The following is a 15,925-nucleotide window of genomic DNA, read 5'->3' as shown; positions in this document are numbered from 1 at the left end:
TTCGATTGGCGCATCCCGCATGAATTGCGTATGCTTGAGCGTCGGTAAGCGTGCCGTCGGCTTCGGCCAGGGAAGTGCATCCGGCCCCATCGTCTAGCGGCCTAGGACGCCGCCCTTTCACGGCGGTAGCACGGGTTCGAATCCCGTTGGGGTCACCCGTACAATTGAATAAGCATGGCCCTGTAGCGCAGTTGGTTAGCGTGCCGCCCTGTCACGGCGGAGGTCGCGGGTTCAAGTCCCGTCAGGGTCGCTCCAGCGACAGGCCCTTTCCAGAGGGCCTTTCGTCTCGGACACGGCGTTCTCGGATGCCGTGCGGCTCTGTAGCTCAGTTGGTAGAGCGTTCGACTGAAAATCGAAAGGTCACCGGATCGATGCCGGTCGGAGCCACTGAGACCCCCGCGTAGCTTCTACATCGCGGGGGTTTCGCCATTTCCGGTCAGTTGAGAGAGCTGCACCGCAGCAAGGCGGACCGCCCGGGCACACGCCCCGCCCTGGTGCCCCACCGCCGCCGCGTCGTACGATCCCGTGAGTCGGTTCGTCCACGAGGAGACCCATGACCCAGCACACTCTCGCACTGCCGGAGGTGGATCTGGTCTACGACGTGCACGGGCCGCTGCCGACCGCCGACGGCAGGCCCCCGCTCATGATGATCGGCCAGCCGATGGATGCCAGCGGCTTCCAGGCCCAGGTGGCGCTGTTCCCCGACCGCACGATCGTGACCTACGACCCCCGCGGGCTCGGCCGCAGCAGGCGCAAGGACGGCGGGATCACGAACGAGCCGGAGACGCAGGCCGAGGACATCCACGCGCTCATCGCGGCCCTCGGCGCCGGCCCGGTGGACATGCTCGCCAGCAGCGGGGGCGCGGTGACCGCGCTGGCGCTGGTGACCGCCCATCCGGACGACGTGGCGACTCTCGTCGCCCACGAGCCGCCCATCGACTGCGTGCTGCCGGACGCGGAGACGGTGCAGCGTGCCCGGGAGGCGATCACCCGCGCCTATCAGGAGAAGGGGTGGGGTGCCGGGATGGCGGCGTTCATCCAGATGACCTCCTGGGAGGGCGAGATCACCGACGAGCATCTCGCCGAGCCTGCGCCCGACCCGAGCGCGTTCGGGATGCCGGCCGAGGACGACGGGACCCGGGACGACCCGCTGCTGTCCGACCGCTCCTGGGCGGTCACCCACTACCGGCCCGACATCGAGGCTCTGAAGGCGGCGCCGACGCGGATCGTGGTCGCGGTCGGGGAGGAGTCGATGAAGGTCTACACCGGTCGCACCGCGATCGCGCTGGCCGAGCAGCTGGGACAGGAGGCGACGGTCTTCCCCAGCCACCACGGCGGCTTCATGGGCGGCGAATTCGGCTCTGCCGGTCAGCCCGAGGCCTTCGCCGCGAGACTGCGCGACGTGCTCGACCGGGTGTGACCCGGCTCGGGAGCCTCCGCTCCCGAGCCGGGGTGGTCGGTTCAGGCCTTCGCGAAGAAGGCGCGCGTGCGCTCGCCGACCCAGAGCAGCACCAGGATCAGCACCGGGATGATGAGGTTCGCCAGCCCCTGCCAGAGCTGCTGACCGCCGGACACCAGGCTGTAGATGCCGCCGGCGATCGAGAGCAGCTGGAGGATGGTGACGATCCACCGTGCGACGTTCGACCCGCGCAGCACACCGATCGCGAAGATCAGGTTCAGTACGCCGACGACGAGGATGAAGCCGCCGACGATGGCGATCGCACCGGCGATGCCGCCGTTCGTGTCGTTCATGCTCGCGGCGACCGCACCGCCGCCGACCAGGGCGAGGATGCCCATGAGGATCTGCAGTGCGGCGAAGATGATCAGCAGGACGCCCGCGACGGTGACGTTTGCGGGGCGTGCGACGGTGGTTTGGTTCATGGTCACTCCTTCATTGGGTGATACCTGTGAGATAGCTGTGAACGCACAGCGAGGCTCACAATAGCGCTCCGCGTGCCCCACCGCTACGGGCGGAGTACGGTGGCCGGATGGCCGATGACCTCACCCGCACCCTCGCCACCGCGTCGGAGTGGCCCGTCGACAACGCCTCCGTCGTCGCGGTGGCCGCCGACGGGCGGACCATCGCCGAATACGGCGATCAGCAGCGCGCCTACCGCCTCGCCTCGGTCACCAAGCCCCTGAGCGCATACGCCTTGCTCATCGCCGCGGAGGAGGGGGCGCTCGAGCTCGACCAGCCCGCCGGGCCCGAAGGCGCCACGGTGCGGCACCTGCTTGCGCACACGGGCGGCTACGACTTCGGCACCCGCACGGTGCGAGCGGCCCCCGGCACCCGCCGCATCTACTCCAATGCCGGGTTCGACGTGCTGGGGGAGCTCCTGCACGCCGAGACCGGCATCCCCTTCCCCGACTACCTGCATGAAGCCGTGTTCGAACCCCTCGGGATGACCTCGTCACGTCTGGAGGGCTCACCCGGCGCGGGCGGGGTCTCGACGGCATCCGATCTCGCGCGCTTCGCGGCCGAACTGCAGGAGCCCACGCTGCTCTCGCACGAGGCGCTCGCCGAGGCGACGCAGGTGGTCCATCCGGGACTGCGCGGCGTGCTCCCCGGCTACGGATCGCAACGGCACAACGACTGGGGCCTCGGGTTCGAGATCCGCGACGAGAAGTCGCCCCATTGGACGGGTTCGCGCAACTCCCCCGCGACGTTCGGCCACTTCGGCCAGTCGGGGACGTTCCTGTGGGTCGATCCCGCCGCACAGCTCGCCCTGGTGGCCCTCGCCGACCGCGACTTCGGGCCGTGGGCGATCGAGGCGTGGCCGGCGTTCAGCGACCGTGTGCTCGCCGCCGCGCGGGGCTAGAGCTCCCCCGGCCGCACCGCCTGCTCGTCGAGCTCGTCCAGGAACTGGCGCGCAGGCGACGGCTTCCCCTGCGTGCGCGGCGCGTAGACCACGAGCGAGTGGAACACGAACCGCACGATGAACGCGAGCGCCAGGGTGACCGCGGTGGCCAGCACCGCCGTGAAGTTCCACGTCGAGACCATGAACGCCATCACCGGGATGCGGACGACGAGCTCGGCGTTGTTGAACGTGAATGACTTCGCGAAGCGCCACCAGACATTGGATGCCTCGGCCCGCATGTCTTGGAAGACGAAGCGCTCGATCAGGAGGAAGTTGCCGATGATCGTCGCCTCCGCCGCGATGATCGCGGCGACCACATAGTTCACTCCCAGTGCGGTGAGCGCCCACACGATGCCGACGTTCGCGATCGCGCCGAGCCCTCCGATCACCGCGAAGACCGACATCTTCCCGAATCGCAGCTGCCACAGCTGGGCGAGGAAGTGCATGCCCTGCCGGAACGTCGCCTTCGAGTAGCCGCCGTGGCGGTCGTCGAAGACGAACGGCACCTCGGCGGCGCGGAGGGTCTTGCGGGCCAGGATCTCGAGCAGGATCTTGTACCCCCGCGGGCGCAGCGCCGCGACGTTCAACGCCCGCCGGTCGACGAGGAAGAAGCCGGTCATCGGGTCGGAGACATCCCGCAGGCGGATGGGGAACATGGCTTTGGTGAGCAGCGTCGACAGCCGCGACACCCACACCCGGCGCTGATCGGCCAGGCCGCCGCTGGAGCCGCCGGAGCGATAGCGCGAGGCCACGACGACGTCGACGTCTCCCTCCCCGTGACGCTCGAGCAGAGCGGGGATCGTCTCGGGAGGATGCTGCAGGTCGCCGTCCATCACGATGCACACATCGGCGCTCGCCAGCCCCAGCCCCTCGAGCACCGCGCCGCCCAGACCCCCCTCGGCGTGCTCTCGATGGACCACCCGCACCGGCAGCGGGGCGGTCTCCGCCGCGGCCCGGACGCGATCCGGCGTGTCGTCGGTGCTGTCGTCGACGAAGAGCAGCTCGGCGTCGACGCCCTGCACCGCCGCGGCGGTGCGCGTGACGAGCTCGGCCACATTGGGCGCCTCGTTGAACGTCGGCACGATGATCGTGAGCTGCACGGATACATCGTGCCACGGGCACCTGGGCCCGAAGAGTGGGAGTCCGGAGTCTTCCCCGAGAATGCATCCACGAGAATGGATGCATGACGTCATCCGAATCCTCCACGATCACCATGTTCGGCGCGGACTGGTGCGGCGACTGCCGCCGCACCAAGAAGCAGCTCGACGACCTCGGCATCCCGTACCGGTACGTCGACCTGGTCGCCGAGCCGGCCGCCGCCGACGTGGCGCGCGAGATCTCGGGCCGGACGAACATCCCGGTGGTGCTGTACCCGGATGCCTCTCACCACGTCGAGCCCTCCAACGCCGATGTCGAGGCCAAGCTCCGCGAGCTGTCGCTGATCTAGGCTGGAGGCCGTGGACAACGGCGTCGAGCGCAACACCCGCACGATCGAAGAGACGGTCGTCACCGACTTCGAAGACCGGATGAGCTACGGCGGCTATCTCGATCTCGCCACTCTGCTGTCCGCCCAGCGCCCGCTCAGCGACCCCGAGCACCACGACGAGCTGCTGTTCATCGTGCAGCACCAGACCACCGAGCTGTGGCTCAAGCTCATGCTGCACGAACTCGGCGCCGCCTGCCGCCTCCTGCGCGGCGACGCGCTGGCCCCCGCCCTGAAGTGCATCGCACGGGTCAAGCACATCCAGCAGACGATCACCGAGCAGTGGTCGGTGCTGGCGACCCTCACCCCCGCGGAGTATGCGCAGTTCCGCGGCGTGCTGGGCAACGCCAGCGGCTTCCAGTCCGCGCAATATCGTGCGGTGGAGTTCACGCTGGGGAACAAGAACCGGGGGATGCTGCGGGTCTTCGCCGCGGAACCTGCGAACCTGGCCCTGGTGCAGTCGGCGCTGGAGGCGCCGAGCCTGTACGACGAGTTCCTGCGACTGCTCGCCCGCAGCGGCTACGGCATCCCGGAGGAGGTGCTCGAGCGCGACGTCACCCGGGCGTGGGAGTACCACCCCGAGCTGGTGCCGGTGTTCGCCGCGATCTACCGGGACCCCGGGCACAACTGGGCCGCCTACGAGACCTGCGAGGAGCTGGTCGACCTGGAGGACAACTTCCAGCTGTGGCGCTTCCGCCACCTGAAGACGGTGGAGCGCATCATCGGCCTCAAGCGCGGCACGGGCGGATCCAGCGGCGTGCCCTTCCTGCGCCGGGCGCTCGAGCTGACCTTCTTCCCCGAGCTGTACGCGGTGCGCACAGAGCTCGGATGACACTGCGGGCCGGGGATCGCTCCCCGGCCCGCAGCGCTGCTCACCCGATCAGCGGACCGTGACGACCGAGAAGTCGTTCTCGGCCGCGCTCTGGTGCAGCAGGAGCAGACCAGTCTGGGTCGACTCCCCCTCAGCGCCGGTCGCCGTGATCCCGAGGGACGCGCGTCCCTTGGCGTCGACTTCCACGTAGTCGTCCGCGGCGTACACCTGCTCACCGGCGGTGAACACCTGGCCTTCGATGGCGTCGGTCAGGTTCCCGGTGAAGTAGTTGTCGTACGCGTACACGCTGTACGAGAACGTCTGGCCCTCCGTGATCCCGAGCACCGACAGAGGTGCCGCGAGGACCATGGTCGACGAGTCGAATCCGCCGATGGCGTAGTAGTACGCGCCGCCGGCACCCGTCTCGAGGTCCACGACGTACACCACGGTCTGCCCGGTCGCGGCGAACCCGCCGAGCTCCGCGTTGTACATCACGAAGTCCTCGGTTCCGTCGTTGTCGGAATCGATGTAGATGTCGAACTCGGCAGGGTACGGCAGCACGGTGCGACGATCGTAGGTCGCCACCGCGAACGCCGCGATGTCGCTGGCGACATACGTGGTGACGCCGGTGGCGGCCAGGTCGATCACCGCGGCGTTGCTGCCCGGCGTGCCCGGGTCGCCCGCGGCGGGCTCGGGCATCCGCGGGCTGGTGCCCGTCAGCGCGTAGACATCGGTCCCGCCCGCGGCCACCTTCGACGCGTTGCGCAGCTTCACCGTGCCGTTGCCGTTCCGGGCGATCTTCACTGTGTCGGCCGTGCTGACGTCGGCGGCCTTCCGGGGCAGCACCGTCCAGCCCACGTGCAGTTGCTCGCTGCCGGCGGTCGCCGTGATCCAGCCGTCGAACTCCGGCCCGTTCAGCGCGGCACCCGCTCCCGCGTCGCCCGCGAAGTCGAACGGCCAGGCATCCAGCTTGGAGCCGTCGATCGTCACGTTCACCTTGACCGTGCGCGACTTTCCAGGCTGCAGCACCACCTTGTCCGGCGCGATCTTCAGCGCCACCGCACCCGACTGCGCGTCGGCGGTGTCACGGAAGCCCGCGGCCAGGTTGTACGTCTTCCGCTCGTCCGACGAGTTCGTCAGCGTCAATTCGACCTGCTCACGGTAGGTGTCGGTGACCGAGGGGATGCCGAGTCCGACGTTCCCACGGTTCCCGGCGACGGCCAGCACACCGGCCGAGTCCGCCGCAGCGCCGGCGCGCACCTCGCCCGAGCCGATCCGCGAGATCGGCGTCGTGATGAAGCCGTTCGCGGTCGGCGTGCGGTTGGTGCTGTCGGCGCCGTTGAGCAGGCGCGCCTTGATCGTGTCCGGCGTCGCGCCCTCGAACTTGTCGATGAGCAGGGCCGCGACACCGGTGACCACCGGAGCAGCACCCGACGTGCCGCCGAAGTTCGTCTCCTCGGTGGCGGTGCCGGTCTCGGCCGACAGCCACGCGCCGGGGGCGCCGATGTCGGGCTTCGCCCGGTGTCCGCTCACCGTGACGCCACGGCTCGAGGTGCCCACCGTCGTGTTGGTCAGCGGGATCGCCGCAGCCGGGTCGATGGTGACCGTGACCGTGCCGGAGTCCATCGCATCGGCGAGCGCCACCCCGTCGGACTGGCTGATCACGAAGGTCGGGATGGTGACCGGCTCCGTGCTGCCGAAGCTGAACGACGGCGGGTCACCCGGAGCGTTGTTGAAGATGATCGCCGCGACCGCGCCCTGCTTCTGGGCGAACAGCGCCTTGTCCGACACGTTGCACGTGCCGCGCTGGATGAGCGCGACCTTGCCGGCGGTCGAAGCCGGGAACGCGGCTTCGGTGCAGCCGATGCCTCCGGCATCGGTCGGACGGATCAGCTCCGTGGCGGTGAGCCCCGAGCCCGTCAGCGTCGGCGACCACGACTGGTGCACCGCGTTCGAGATCGGGCTGGTCGCGCTCGACTCGATGACCCACTGCAGGTCATCGGGCAGCGCGGTCTGCGCCACGCTGATGACGCCCTGGGCCGACGAGGGCGATCCGACGATGAACGGCCGGTCGGCGTCGTTGCCCGCCGAGGCCACGACGACGATGCCGGCGCGGACGAGATTGTCCGATGCGAAGGACGAGTCGTCCTGGTCCTGGCCGTACGACGAGCCGAGCGACATGTTGACGACGTCGACGGCATCCGAGATGTCGCCGTCGCCGTTCGGGTCGAGGGCCCAGTCGAGGCCTTGCAGCATGGCCACGCCGCTGCACGCGGTCGACACGGCCGAGCAGACCTTCACGGCGTACAGCGCGACGCCGGGTGCGATGCCCTTGTGCGTGCCGTCAGCCGAGTGGCCGCCGATGATGTCGCCGACGTGCGTGCCGTGGCCGCCCTCGGGGCCGCTGTCGATCGGGTTCGGGTCGGGGGCGAGGGCCGAGTTCGGCCACCCGTCGCCGACGAAGTCGAAGCCGCCCTTCACCTTCGGAGCGTCCGGCCCGAACAGGTCGGCGCAGTCGCCGGTGGGGGCCGCAGCGGCGCCGGCCATGCACGCGTCGGTCACCGACTGGTCGCCGGGGCCGCCGAGGTTGACGTGCGTGTAGTCGATGCCGGAGTCGAGCACGGCGACGCGGACGCCTTCCCCGTCGAAGCCGGCGTCGTGCAGTCCGCGGGCGTCGACGTAGTCGATCGCCTGGGCGAGGCTGCCGGAGACGACCTCGTCGCTCTCGTGCTTCTCGTACCGGTTCAGGGGGTTCACCGAGACGACGTTGTCGAGCGCGGCGATGTCATCGAGCTTCGACGCGTCGACCTCGATGACGACGAGGTTCGCGGCGAGCTGAGTGCTGCCGAGCTTCTTCGCCCCGAGCTTGCGGGCGCTGCTGACGAAGCTCTCCTGCTGCGCCTCGACCTTGGCGGTCTTGCCGCGCTGCGCCGACTTCGACGGCAACGTCGACTCGGCGACCGCCCCTTCGGGGACGACCTCGGCGATCGCGGGCTCGGCGAGCCGGACGGTGACCTCCACAGCCCCCTCGGTGCCCTTCAGACCGGACGAGACGCCGAGCGGAACCGGCGTCTCATAGGTGTCGGACAGGATCTCGTCCGGAATGGGCTGGGGGCCCGGGGATGTCGCTGCGAAGGCGGCTGGTGCCGCCCCCAGAGCGAAGACGGGGCCGGCCGCGATAGCGACCACCCCCGCGATGAACCTGCGTCGCCGGTGACTCATGACTCTCCTCGCGAAGGGACTTCCCGTGGCTTGTGGCCGACGGAAGACCGCGCCTCGTCACGCGGTCGCCCACCACACTATGGGCGCACCCCAGGTCGGTAAAGAGGTGCGGGCAACTCTCCTCGTCTTTTCATCCGCGGAGCCGTCTCAACATCCCCACCTACACTGATGCCGTGCGAGAGGGGATCCTGGGTGCGGCGGCGGCGCGCTGCCGTCGAGCGCTCACCGCGGAGGCCGGCACGGCGGTTCCTGCGCTGTTCGACGCCCACGTGCACCTGCATCTCATCGATGAGACGCGCCTCGCGGCCGGCGGAATCGCCGGCGTGCTCGACCTCGGCGGCGATCCGGTGACGCTCGCGCGCCGAGCGCGGAACGCACTTCCGCGGGTCGCGTATGCCGGGGCGATGCTCACCGCACCCGGCGGATACCCGTCCGACCGGCCGTGGGCGCCGCCGGCGATCTGGCGCGCGGTGTCGAGCCCCTCGCTGCACCCCGGCGCACCCGGCGGGGCGGCGACCCTCGTCGACGAGCAGGCGTCCTTCGGCGCCGCGGTGGTGAAGGTCGCGCTCAACTCCGCCGCCGGACCGGTGCCCGATGCCGACACACTCGAGGCGATCGTCGCCGCCGCCCGCGGTCGCGGGCTCCCGGTGGTCGCGCACGCCGAGGGCGCCGGCATGACCCGGCTCGCCCTTGACGCCGGCGTCGACGTGCTCGCCCATGTGCCGTTCACCGAACGGGTCGATGATGCCGACCTCGCGCGGGCGGTGGCCGGCCAGCACTGGATCACGACCCTCGACATCCACACCGGCGCGGATCGCGAGCGCGCGACCGACAACCTCGCCCGCTTCGCCGCGGCGGGCGGCCGGGTCCGCTATGGCACCGATCTCGGAAACGGCGAGCGGACCGCCGGCATCCAGCGCGGCGAACTGGAGGCCATGGATGCCGCCGGCATCCGTGGTGGCGCACTGATCGCCTCGCTCACCGACCCGTGGCCGCTGCCGCCGCTGACCGGAGTCGCCACCTTCATCCCGGGGGAGGCCCCGGACTCACTCGACGACGTTCCGGCGTGGCTCTCCCGCGCGACCGTCGTCCCCGACGAGGAGCTGATCCGCGATGACGACTGACGACCGGGATGCCGAGGCATCCGCTCTCGACGCCGCCGACCCGCTGCGCACGTACCGCGACCGCTACGTCGGTGCGGAGACGCCGCTGGTGTACTTCGACGGCAACTCGCTCGGGCGCCCGCTGCGGGTGACGGCCGAGCGGATCGCGTCGTTCGTCGCCGACGAGTGGGGCGGCAGGCTCATCCGCGCGTGGGACGAGACGTGGATGCAGCTGCCGTACACGCTCGGCGACGCGCTCGGCGCGGCGGTGCTCGGAGCCGGCCCCGGCCAGACGGTCGTCGGCGACTCCACGACGGTGCTCCTGTACAAGCTCGTGCGCGCGGCGCTCGACGCCCAGCAGGCGCGCGATCCGAGCCGCGTCGAACTGGTGGTCGACACCGGCAACTTCCCCACCGACCGCTATGTGGTCGAGGGCATCGCCGCCGAGCGCGGCGGTCGCGTGCGCTGGATCGAGGTCGACCGGGCGGCGGGCGTGGAGGCCGGCCTGCTCGCTGCCGCCGTCGGGCCCGAGACGGCCGTCGTCGTGCTCAGCCACGTCGCATACCGCTCCGGGTATATGGCGGACGGGGCGGCTCTCACCGCGATCGCGCGCGACGCCGGCGCGCTCATGCTGTGGGATCTGTGCCACTCGGCCGGGTCGGTTCCCGTGCACCTGGACGCGTGGGGCGCCGACCTCGCCGTCGGCTGCACGTACAAGTACCTGGGCGGCGGCCCCGGATCCCCGGCGTTCGCCTATGTCGCCGAGCGGCACCAGCACGCGCTGACCCAGCCGATCCAGGGGTGGATGGGCACAGCCGAGGTCTTCGCCATGGGGCCGGAGTACGTGCCGGGGCCGGGAATGCAGCGCTTCCTTTCCGGGACCCCGCCGATCCTGGCGATGCAGCCCCTCCGCGACTCGGTCGCGGTGATCGCCGAGGCAGGTATCGACGCCATCCGGGCCAAGTCGATCGCGCTGACGCAGTACGCCGCGAGCCTCGCCGACGAGCTCCTCGCTCCGTTCGGGGTGACGCTCGCCTCGCCCGCCGATCCTGCGCTGCGGGGCGGCCACCTCACCATGTCCCACCCCGCGATGCGTGCTGTGACTGCGCGCCTGTGGGATCAGGACGTGATCCCGGACTACCGCGATCCCGACGGGCTGCGGATCGGCCTGGCGCCGCTCTCGGTGAGCTTTGCGGAGGTGCTGCGCGGCATGCGCGCCGTCGCGGAGGCGGTGCGCGACACCACCTGAGGCTGCCCCTACACTTGCCACGCATGGGCACCGACGCTCCCGCACTCCCTCGCCGCATCGTCGCGCAGTACGCCGCCGGGTCGCTCGGCACCGGCGGGTTCGGCACGCTGCCGGGCCTCGTGCTGACCTACTACCTCACCGACAGCCTCGGAGTGACCGCGCTGCTGGCCGGGGTCATCGTCACGGTCGCGAAGGTGTGGGATGTCGTCATCGACCCCGTCATCGGCGCGCTCACCGACCGCGACCTGGCACGGCGCGGAAGCCGACGACGGCTCATGCTCATCGGCTCGCTCGCCCTGCCGGTGTTCTTCGCCCTCACCTTCGCGGCGCCGCCGTCGCTCGGACCGGCGATCGGCGCGGTCTGGGTGCTGGTCGCGTTCCTGCTGACGGCGACGGCGTTCAGCCTGTTCCAGGTGCCGTACATCGCCCTTCCCGCCGAGCTCACCGACAGCTATGACGAGCGCACCACGCTGCTGACCTGGCGGGTGGTGGTGCTCACCGTGGCGATCCTGCTGTTCGGCGCGGGCGGGCCGCTGCTGCGCGGGCTCACCGGCGACCCCACCACGGGGTATCTGCTCATGGGCGTCGTGGCCGGCGTCGTCATCGGTCTCGGCCTCCTGGTGGCGACCGGATCGGCCGCGCACGCACGGGCGAGAAGGCCCGCGATGTCGGCGGCCGGGGTGGCCGTCGCGACGGATGCCGAGATCGTCGCCGACGAGGTGGACGGCGCCCGCGACGGCGTGCTCGACGCCCCGCCGTCCGCGTATCGCACCGGCATCGCGGAGAACTTCCGGGCCGCGTTCGACGCCCTGCGGCGCAGTCAGCCGTTCCGGGTGCTGCTGGCCACCTTCCTGCTCCAGGCGCTGGCGACCGGGCTCATGCTCGCCGGCGCCCAGTACCTGGCGACCTGGGTTCTGCGCGACGAGGATGCCGTCACCCTGCTGTTCGTCGCGCTGATCGCCCCGGCGCTCCTGGCAGCGCCGGGGTGGGGATGGCTCGCCCGTCGGCAGGGCAAGGAGCGTGTCTTCGCCTGGGCGAGCATCCTGTTCGGCGTCGCGGCCCTGTCCACCCTCGGCGTCGAGTGGGCGCCCGGCGCGTGGATCTACGTGCCCGTCGGGCTCGCCGGCATCGCGTACGCCGGCATGCAGTCGCTGCCGATGGCGATGCTGCCGGACGTCATCGCGCACGACGCGGCCCGCCACGGCCCCGGGCGGGCAGGGGCGTTCGGCGGCGTGTGGACCGCCGGCGAGACCACGGGCCTCGCGCTCGGGGCGACCGTGCTTTCGATCGTGCTCGCCGCGACCGGATACATCTCGACGGTGGGCGCCGTCACCACGGTGCAGCCGGATGCCGCGGTGAGCGGCATCGTGGTGAGCTTCAGCGTCATCCCGGCGGCGCTGATCGCCCTGAGCCTGGTGACCCTTCGGCGCTACCGGCTGCGGCGCGCCGACATCGACGGCTGAGGCGCAGACGCACAACCCCTGACCCCTGCCGCCGAGAGCGACGTAAGGTGGAGGGAGAGTTCCAGCGCGCACGATGTCGTGCCCGATGACCCCGCACGAAGGAGTGAAACCCGTGCCCTCTGCCGCGAACGCCGTCCCGACGGCCGCGAAGAAGCCCGCTGCCCCTGCCAAGTCCACGGCCGCGCGCCGGCGACCGCCGGCCGAGGCGAAGCGCGGCGCGCCACAGGCATCCACCCCCTCGCTCCCGGAGGAGGTGCGCGCCCGCCTCGACGACGACATCGCCGCGCTGCGGACCGGATCCAGGAGCTGGGCGCAGCTGACCCTCGACCAGCGCGCCCGGCTGCTCGCCAGGGTGCGCGACGAGGTCACGAGGGTCGCCGAGGAGTGGGCCGACACCGCCTCGACCGCCAAGGGCATCGAACCGGGCCATCCGCTGCGGGGCGAGGAATGGCTGGCCGGCCCGTACGCCGCACTGGTCGCGCTGGATGCGTACATCGGCTCGCTGCGGGCGCTCGCCAAGGGCGAGAGCCCTCTGGCCGGAGTGAAGGCCACGCCGGCGCCGGGCGGCCGGGTCGCGCTGCACACCTTCCCGATGACGGCGACCGACGGACTGCTGCTTTCGGGCTACACCGGCGAACTGTGGCTGCGCGCCGGGGTCAGCGAGGACCAGGCCCGCGCCGACGCCGGCCTCGCCCAGCTCGCCCCCACCGTGTCGGGCGGCGTCGGGCTCGTGCTCGGGGCGGGCAACGTTCCCGCGATCCCCGTGCTCGACGTGCTGTACGAGCTGCTCGCCCACAATCGGGTGGCCCTGCTCAAGCTCAACCCGACGATGGACGCCCTTCTGCCGGTGTTCGAACGCGCCCTCGCGCCGCTCATCGAGCCGGGATTCCTGCGGATCGTCACCGGCGGCGCCGACGTCGGCACCCACCTGACCCGGCACGACGGCATCGACCACGTGCACATCACCGGGGCCGAGGCGACCTTCGACGCGATCGTGTGGGGCGCGGGCGGAAAGACCCCGCAGGCGCGGGCCGCGGCACGGCGCCGCAAGCGCGAGGGGCGCCCCTTGCTGCGCAAGCCGATCACCGCCGAGCTGGGCGGCGTCTCGCCGATCATCGTCGTCCCCGGCCGCTGGACCGAGGCCGACCTGCGCTACCAGGCCGAGCACATCGTCACGATGCGCCTGCACAACAGCGGGCACAACTGCATCGCCGGGCAGGTGGTGCTGATGAGCCGCGACTGGGCGCAGCGCGACGCCTTCCTCGAGGCGCTGCGCACCGCGTACGCGAGCGCTCCGGAGCGACCCGTCTGGTACCCGAACAGCGACGACAAGCTCGCCGCGGCCGCCGACGCCTACCCGGACGCGGAGTGGCTCGCGGGGCGCACGCGCGCGCTGATCGCGGTCGACGGGGCGGATGCCTCGGCTCTGCAGACGACGGAGTACTTCGCTCCGGTGCTGGGCGTGGTCGAGCTGCCGGGGCTCGGGCAGGAGTTCCTGGATGCCGCGGTGCGCCACGCGAACGACCAGCTCGCCGGCACGCTCGGCGCCAACATCCTCATCGACCCCGAGACGCAGAAGGCCCTCGGTGACGGCTTCGAGCGCGCGCTCGCAGACCTGCGCTACGGCGCGATCGCCGTCAACGCGTGGACAGCCTTCGTGTTCCTGACGCCCACGCTCAGCTGGGGCGCCTTCCCGGGCAACACCCTCGATGCGATCGGCAGCGGCGTGGGCGTCGTCCACAACGCCCTGCTCGTCGACGCGACCGAGCGATCGGTGGTGCGCGGTCCGTTCCGCCCGTTCCCCCGCGCGATCACCGGCGGCGAGCGCACCGTCCTGCCGAAGCCACCGTGGTTCGTCACGTCACGCACCGGCGCGACGGTGAGCGAGGGCTTCACGCGTTTCCGGATGGACGGCAGCTGGGCACGCCTGCTGGGCACGCTCGCCGCGGCGTTCCGGGCATGAGCCCGCGCGCCGCCGACCTGGCCGCCGACTACGTCGTCGTCGGTGCCGGGTCTGCCGGTGCTGCGCTGGCGGCGCGCCTCAGCGAGAATCCGTCGGCGAGCGTGCTGCTGCTGGAGGCGGGCGGACCCGACAAGGCGGTCGAGCTGCATGTGCCCGCCGCGTTCTCGAAGCTCTTCCGCGGCGCGTACGACTGGAGCTACGACACCGTCCCGCAGCCCGAGCTCGAAGGCCGCACGATCTTCTGGCCGCGGGGCCGCACCCTCGGCGGCTCGTCGTCGCTCAACGCCATGATGTGGGTGCGCGGCTTCGCGGCGGACTACGACGAGTGGGCGGATGCCGCGGGCCCGCGCTGGTCGTGGGAGGCCCTGCTGCCGTACTTCGACCGTGTCGAGTCCACCCAGCCGATCGAGCAGCAGCGCGACCCGCGCCCGCACACGGCGGCGTTCCTGGAAGCGGTGCCCCAGGCCGGATGGGAGGTCACCCCGGCGAACCTCGCCGAGGGCCAGGGCTTCTCGCAGACGATGGTCACCCAGCGGCGGGGGGCCCGGGCATCCACCGCCGACACCTACCTGCGACCCGCGCGCCGCCGCGCCAACCTGCGCGTGCGCACCGATGCGCATGTGCGTCGGGTGACGTTCTCGCCGGACGCCGACGGTGCGTCCCGCGCCACCGGCGTCTACGTGGACATCGGCGGCATCCCCCGCCATGCCCTCGCCTGGCGCGAGGTGATCCTCGCCGGCGGAGCGATCAACACACCGCAGCTGCTCATGCTCAGCGGCATCGGCCCTGCCGACCATCTCTCCGAGCACGGCGTATCCGTGGTCGTCGATGCGCCCGGAGTGGGGGCGAACCTCCAGGACCACCTCGTCGCCGGGCTCGCGCCGGGTGCACGCGGGGGCACCCTGTACGGCGCCGAGCGGCCCGCCGAGCTCGTCCGATACCTGTCGCGGCGCACGGGCATGCTCACCTCCAACGTCGCCGAGGCGTACGGATTCATCCGGACCGGGGAGGCCGACGCGGCGGGCGTCCCCGACGGCATGCCCGACATCGAGATCATCTTCGCCGCCGCACCCTACGTCGGCGAGGGTCTCGTGCCGCTGCCGGCAGAGGGGCTCACCGTCGGGGCGATCCTGCTGCGGCCGCGGTCGCGCGGCAGTATCCGGCTCGCCTCCGCCGACCCCGCCGACAAGCCGCTCATCGATCCCGGGTACCTCACCGACCCGGTCGACGCGGCGACGCTGCGCGCGGGCCTGGCCGCCTGCCAGCGGATCATCGCCACCCCCGCGATGCAGGCCGTGACCACGGGGACCTGGGTGCAGCCGGTCGGAGGCGAGAGCATGAGCGAGCAGGAACGCGCCGAGCTGTCGCTGCGCCGCTACTCGCACACGCTCTACCACCCGGTCGGCACGGCGCGGATGGGCACGGACGAGGGCTCGGTGGTCGATCCCGAGCTGCGCGTGCGCGGTGTCCACGGCCTGCGCGTCGCGGACGCGTCGGTCATTCCCACCATCATCCGCGGGCACACGAACGCGCCCGCGATCGTCATCGGGGAGGTCGCCGCGGACCTGATCCAGGGTCGCTGAGGAGCGCCTGCGGCGGGAGGTCAGGGCGTTTCGTCTCGGTCGCCTTCGGCGTCCTCGCTCAACGACCGGGGGGAGTCGCCCTCGGCGTCCTCGCTCAACGACCGGGGGGAGTCGCCCTCGGCGCCCACACCGGGGGAGTCGCCCGCATCCGCGAAGCGGTCGGTCGCCGCACGCAGCGCCCGGGCGATCC

Annotated in this window: 12 protein-coding genes and 3 tRNA genes; 12 read left to right on the top strand and 3 right to left on the bottom strand. The window is 71.4% G+C overall.

Going from position 1 to position 15,925, the window contains the following annotated elements; genetic code table 11:
* Positions 1-82 precede the first annotated feature (82 nt).
* The 4 genes from ACIWQI_RS05530 (at position 83) to ACIWQI_RS05515 (ending at position 1,420) form a co-directional block, all read left to right on the top strand.
* Positions 83-155 (top strand) — tRNA-Glu (locus ACIWQI_RS05530).
* Between the two features lie 21 nt (positions 156-176).
* A tRNA-Asp gene (locus tag ACIWQI_RS05525) sits at positions 177-250 on the top strand.
* Between the two features lie 64 nt (positions 251-314).
* Positions 315-387 (top strand) — tRNA-Phe (locus ACIWQI_RS05520).
* A 166-nt stretch (positions 388-553) separates the two neighbouring features.
* Positions 554-1,420 (top strand): alpha/beta fold hydrolase, encoded by an 867-nt coding sequence (locus ACIWQI_RS05515; protein ID WP_396656122.1) that lies wholly within the window; start codon positions 554-556, stop codon positions 1,418-1,420.
* A 41-nt stretch (positions 1,421-1,461) separates the two neighbouring features.
* Here ACIWQI_RS05515 and ACIWQI_RS05510 read toward each other — a convergent pair whose 3' ends face one another.
* Positions 1,462-1,881: a hypothetical protein gene (locus ACIWQI_RS05510; RefSeq protein ID WP_396656121.1), complete on the bottom strand. Its 420-nt coding sequence runs from the start codon at positions 1,879-1,881 to the stop codon at positions 1,462-1,464.
* Positions 1,882-1,988: 107 nt separating this feature from the next.
* Here ACIWQI_RS05510 and ACIWQI_RS05505 point away from each other — a divergent pair, with 107 nt between their 5' ends.
* The gene (locus ACIWQI_RS05505) at positions 1,989-2,819 is read left to right on the top strand and encodes a serine hydrolase domain-containing protein (protein WP_396656119.1); all 831 of its coding nucleotides are present in this window, start codon (positions 1,989-1,991) and stop codon (positions 2,817-2,819) included.
* On the opposite strand, the gene ACIWQI_RS05500 is transcribed toward ACIWQI_RS05505, so the two are convergent.
* Positions 2,816-3,958 carry a glycosyltransferase gene (locus ACIWQI_RS05500; RefSeq protein ID WP_396656117.1) on the bottom strand — a complete coding sequence of 381 codons (1,143 nt, stop codon included), beginning with the start codon at positions 3,956-3,958 and terminating at the stop codon, positions 2,816-2,818. The two genes, ACIWQI_RS05505 and ACIWQI_RS05500, sit on opposite strands and share 4 nt — an antisense overlap.
* An 83-nt stretch (positions 3,959-4,041) precedes the next feature.
* On the opposite strand from ACIWQI_RS05500, the gene ACIWQI_RS05495 reads away from it, so the two are divergent.
* Both ACIWQI_RS05495 and kynA read left to right on the top strand, forming a co-directional pair.
* Positions 4,042-4,305: a glutaredoxin domain-containing protein gene (locus ACIWQI_RS05495; RefSeq protein ID WP_396656116.1), complete on the top strand. Its 264-nt coding sequence runs from the start codon at positions 4,042-4,044 to the stop codon at positions 4,303-4,305.
* A 10-nt stretch (positions 4,306-4,315) separates the two neighbouring features.
* Complete coding sequence (gene kynA, locus ACIWQI_RS05490) at positions 4,316-5,173, top strand: tryptophan 2,3-dioxygenase (RefSeq protein WP_396656115.1); 858 nt, start codon at positions 4,316-4,318, stop codon at positions 5,171-5,173.
* A gap of 48 nt (positions 5,174-5,221) precedes the next feature.
* Here the strand turns inward: kynA and ACIWQI_RS05485 are convergent, their stop codons facing one another.
* Entirely contained in the window at positions 5,222-8,374 is a 3,153-nt protein-coding gene (locus ACIWQI_RS05485; RefSeq protein ID WP_396656114.1) for a S8 family serine peptidase, read from the bottom strand.
* A gap of 173 nt (positions 8,375-8,547) precedes the next feature.
* Here ACIWQI_RS05485 and ACIWQI_RS05480 point away from each other — a divergent pair, with 173 nt between their 5' ends.
* From ACIWQI_RS05480 to ACIWQI_RS05460, 5 genes are all read left to right on the top strand, one after another.
* Positions 8,548-9,498: an amidohydrolase family protein gene (locus tag ACIWQI_RS05480; protein WP_396656113.1), complete on the top strand. Its 951-nt coding sequence runs from the start codon at positions 8,548-8,550 to the stop codon at positions 9,496-9,498.
* Entirely contained in the window at positions 9,488-10,726 is a 1,239-nt protein-coding gene (locus ACIWQI_RS05475; protein WP_396656112.1) for a kynureninase, read from the top strand. Before ACIWQI_RS05480 ends, ACIWQI_RS05475 begins: the two co-directional genes overlap by 11 nt.
* Before the next feature lie 23 nt (positions 10,727-10,749).
* Positions 10,750-12,189: an MFS transporter gene (locus ACIWQI_RS05470; RefSeq protein ID WP_396656111.1), complete on the top strand. Its 1,440-nt coding sequence runs from the start codon at positions 10,750-10,752 to the stop codon at positions 12,187-12,189.
* Between the two features lie 112 nt (positions 12,190-12,301).
* A complete protein-coding gene (locus tag ACIWQI_RS05465; protein ID WP_396656110.1) occupies positions 12,302-14,152 on the top strand; it encodes an aldehyde dehydrogenase family protein in 1,851 nt (616 codons plus the stop codon).
* The gene (locus ACIWQI_RS05460) at positions 14,149-15,735 is read left to right on the top strand and encodes a GMC family oxidoreductase (protein WP_396656109.1); all 1,587 of its coding nucleotides are present in this window, start codon (positions 14,149-14,151) and stop codon (positions 15,733-15,735) included. The genes ACIWQI_RS05465 and ACIWQI_RS05460 overlap by 4 nt, the downstream gene beginning before the upstream one ends.
* The last annotated feature ends 190 nt before the right edge of the window (positions 15,736-15,925 follow it).

Source organism: Microbacterium sp., assembly GCF_044508325.1.
In the GTDB taxonomy this organism is placed as follows: domain Bacteria; phylum Actinomycetota; class Actinomycetes; order Actinomycetales; family Microbacteriaceae; genus Microbacterium.
The sequence above is the reverse complement of the archived record's forward strand: the minus strand, read 5'-3'. Positions and strand labels throughout refer to the sequence as shown.

Coding starts and splice junctions, on each gene's coding strand:
- ACIWQI_RS05515 (WP_396656122.1), top strand. CDS start 554: ATGACCCAGCACACTCTCGCACTGCCGGAGGTGGATCTGGTCTACGAC.
- ACIWQI_RS05510 (WP_396656121.1), bottom strand. CDS start 1,881: ATGAACCAAACCACCGTCGCACGCCCCGCAAACGTCACCGTCGCGGGC.
- ACIWQI_RS05505 (WP_396656119.1), top strand. CDS start 1,989: ATGGCCGATGACCTCACCCGCACCCTCGCCACCGCGTCGGAGTGGCCC.
- ACIWQI_RS05495 (WP_396656116.1), top strand. CDS start 4,042: ATGACGTCATCCGAATCCTCCACGATCACCATGTTCGGCGCGGACTGG.
- ACIWQI_RS05485 (WP_396656114.1), bottom strand. CDS start 8,374: ATGAGTCACCGGCGACGCAGGTTCATCGCGGGGGTGGTCGCTATCGCG.
- ACIWQI_RS05475 (WP_396656112.1), top strand. CDS start 9,488: ATGACGACTGACGACCGGGATGCCGAGGCATCCGCTCTCGACGCCGCC.
- ACIWQI_RS05470 (WP_396656111.1), top strand. CDS start 10,750: ATGGGCACCGACGCTCCCGCACTCCCTCGCCGCATCGTCGCGCAGTAC.
- ACIWQI_RS05460 (WP_396656109.1), top strand. CDS start 14,149: ATGAGCCCGCGCGCCGCCGACCTGGCCGCCGACTACGTCGTCGTCGGT.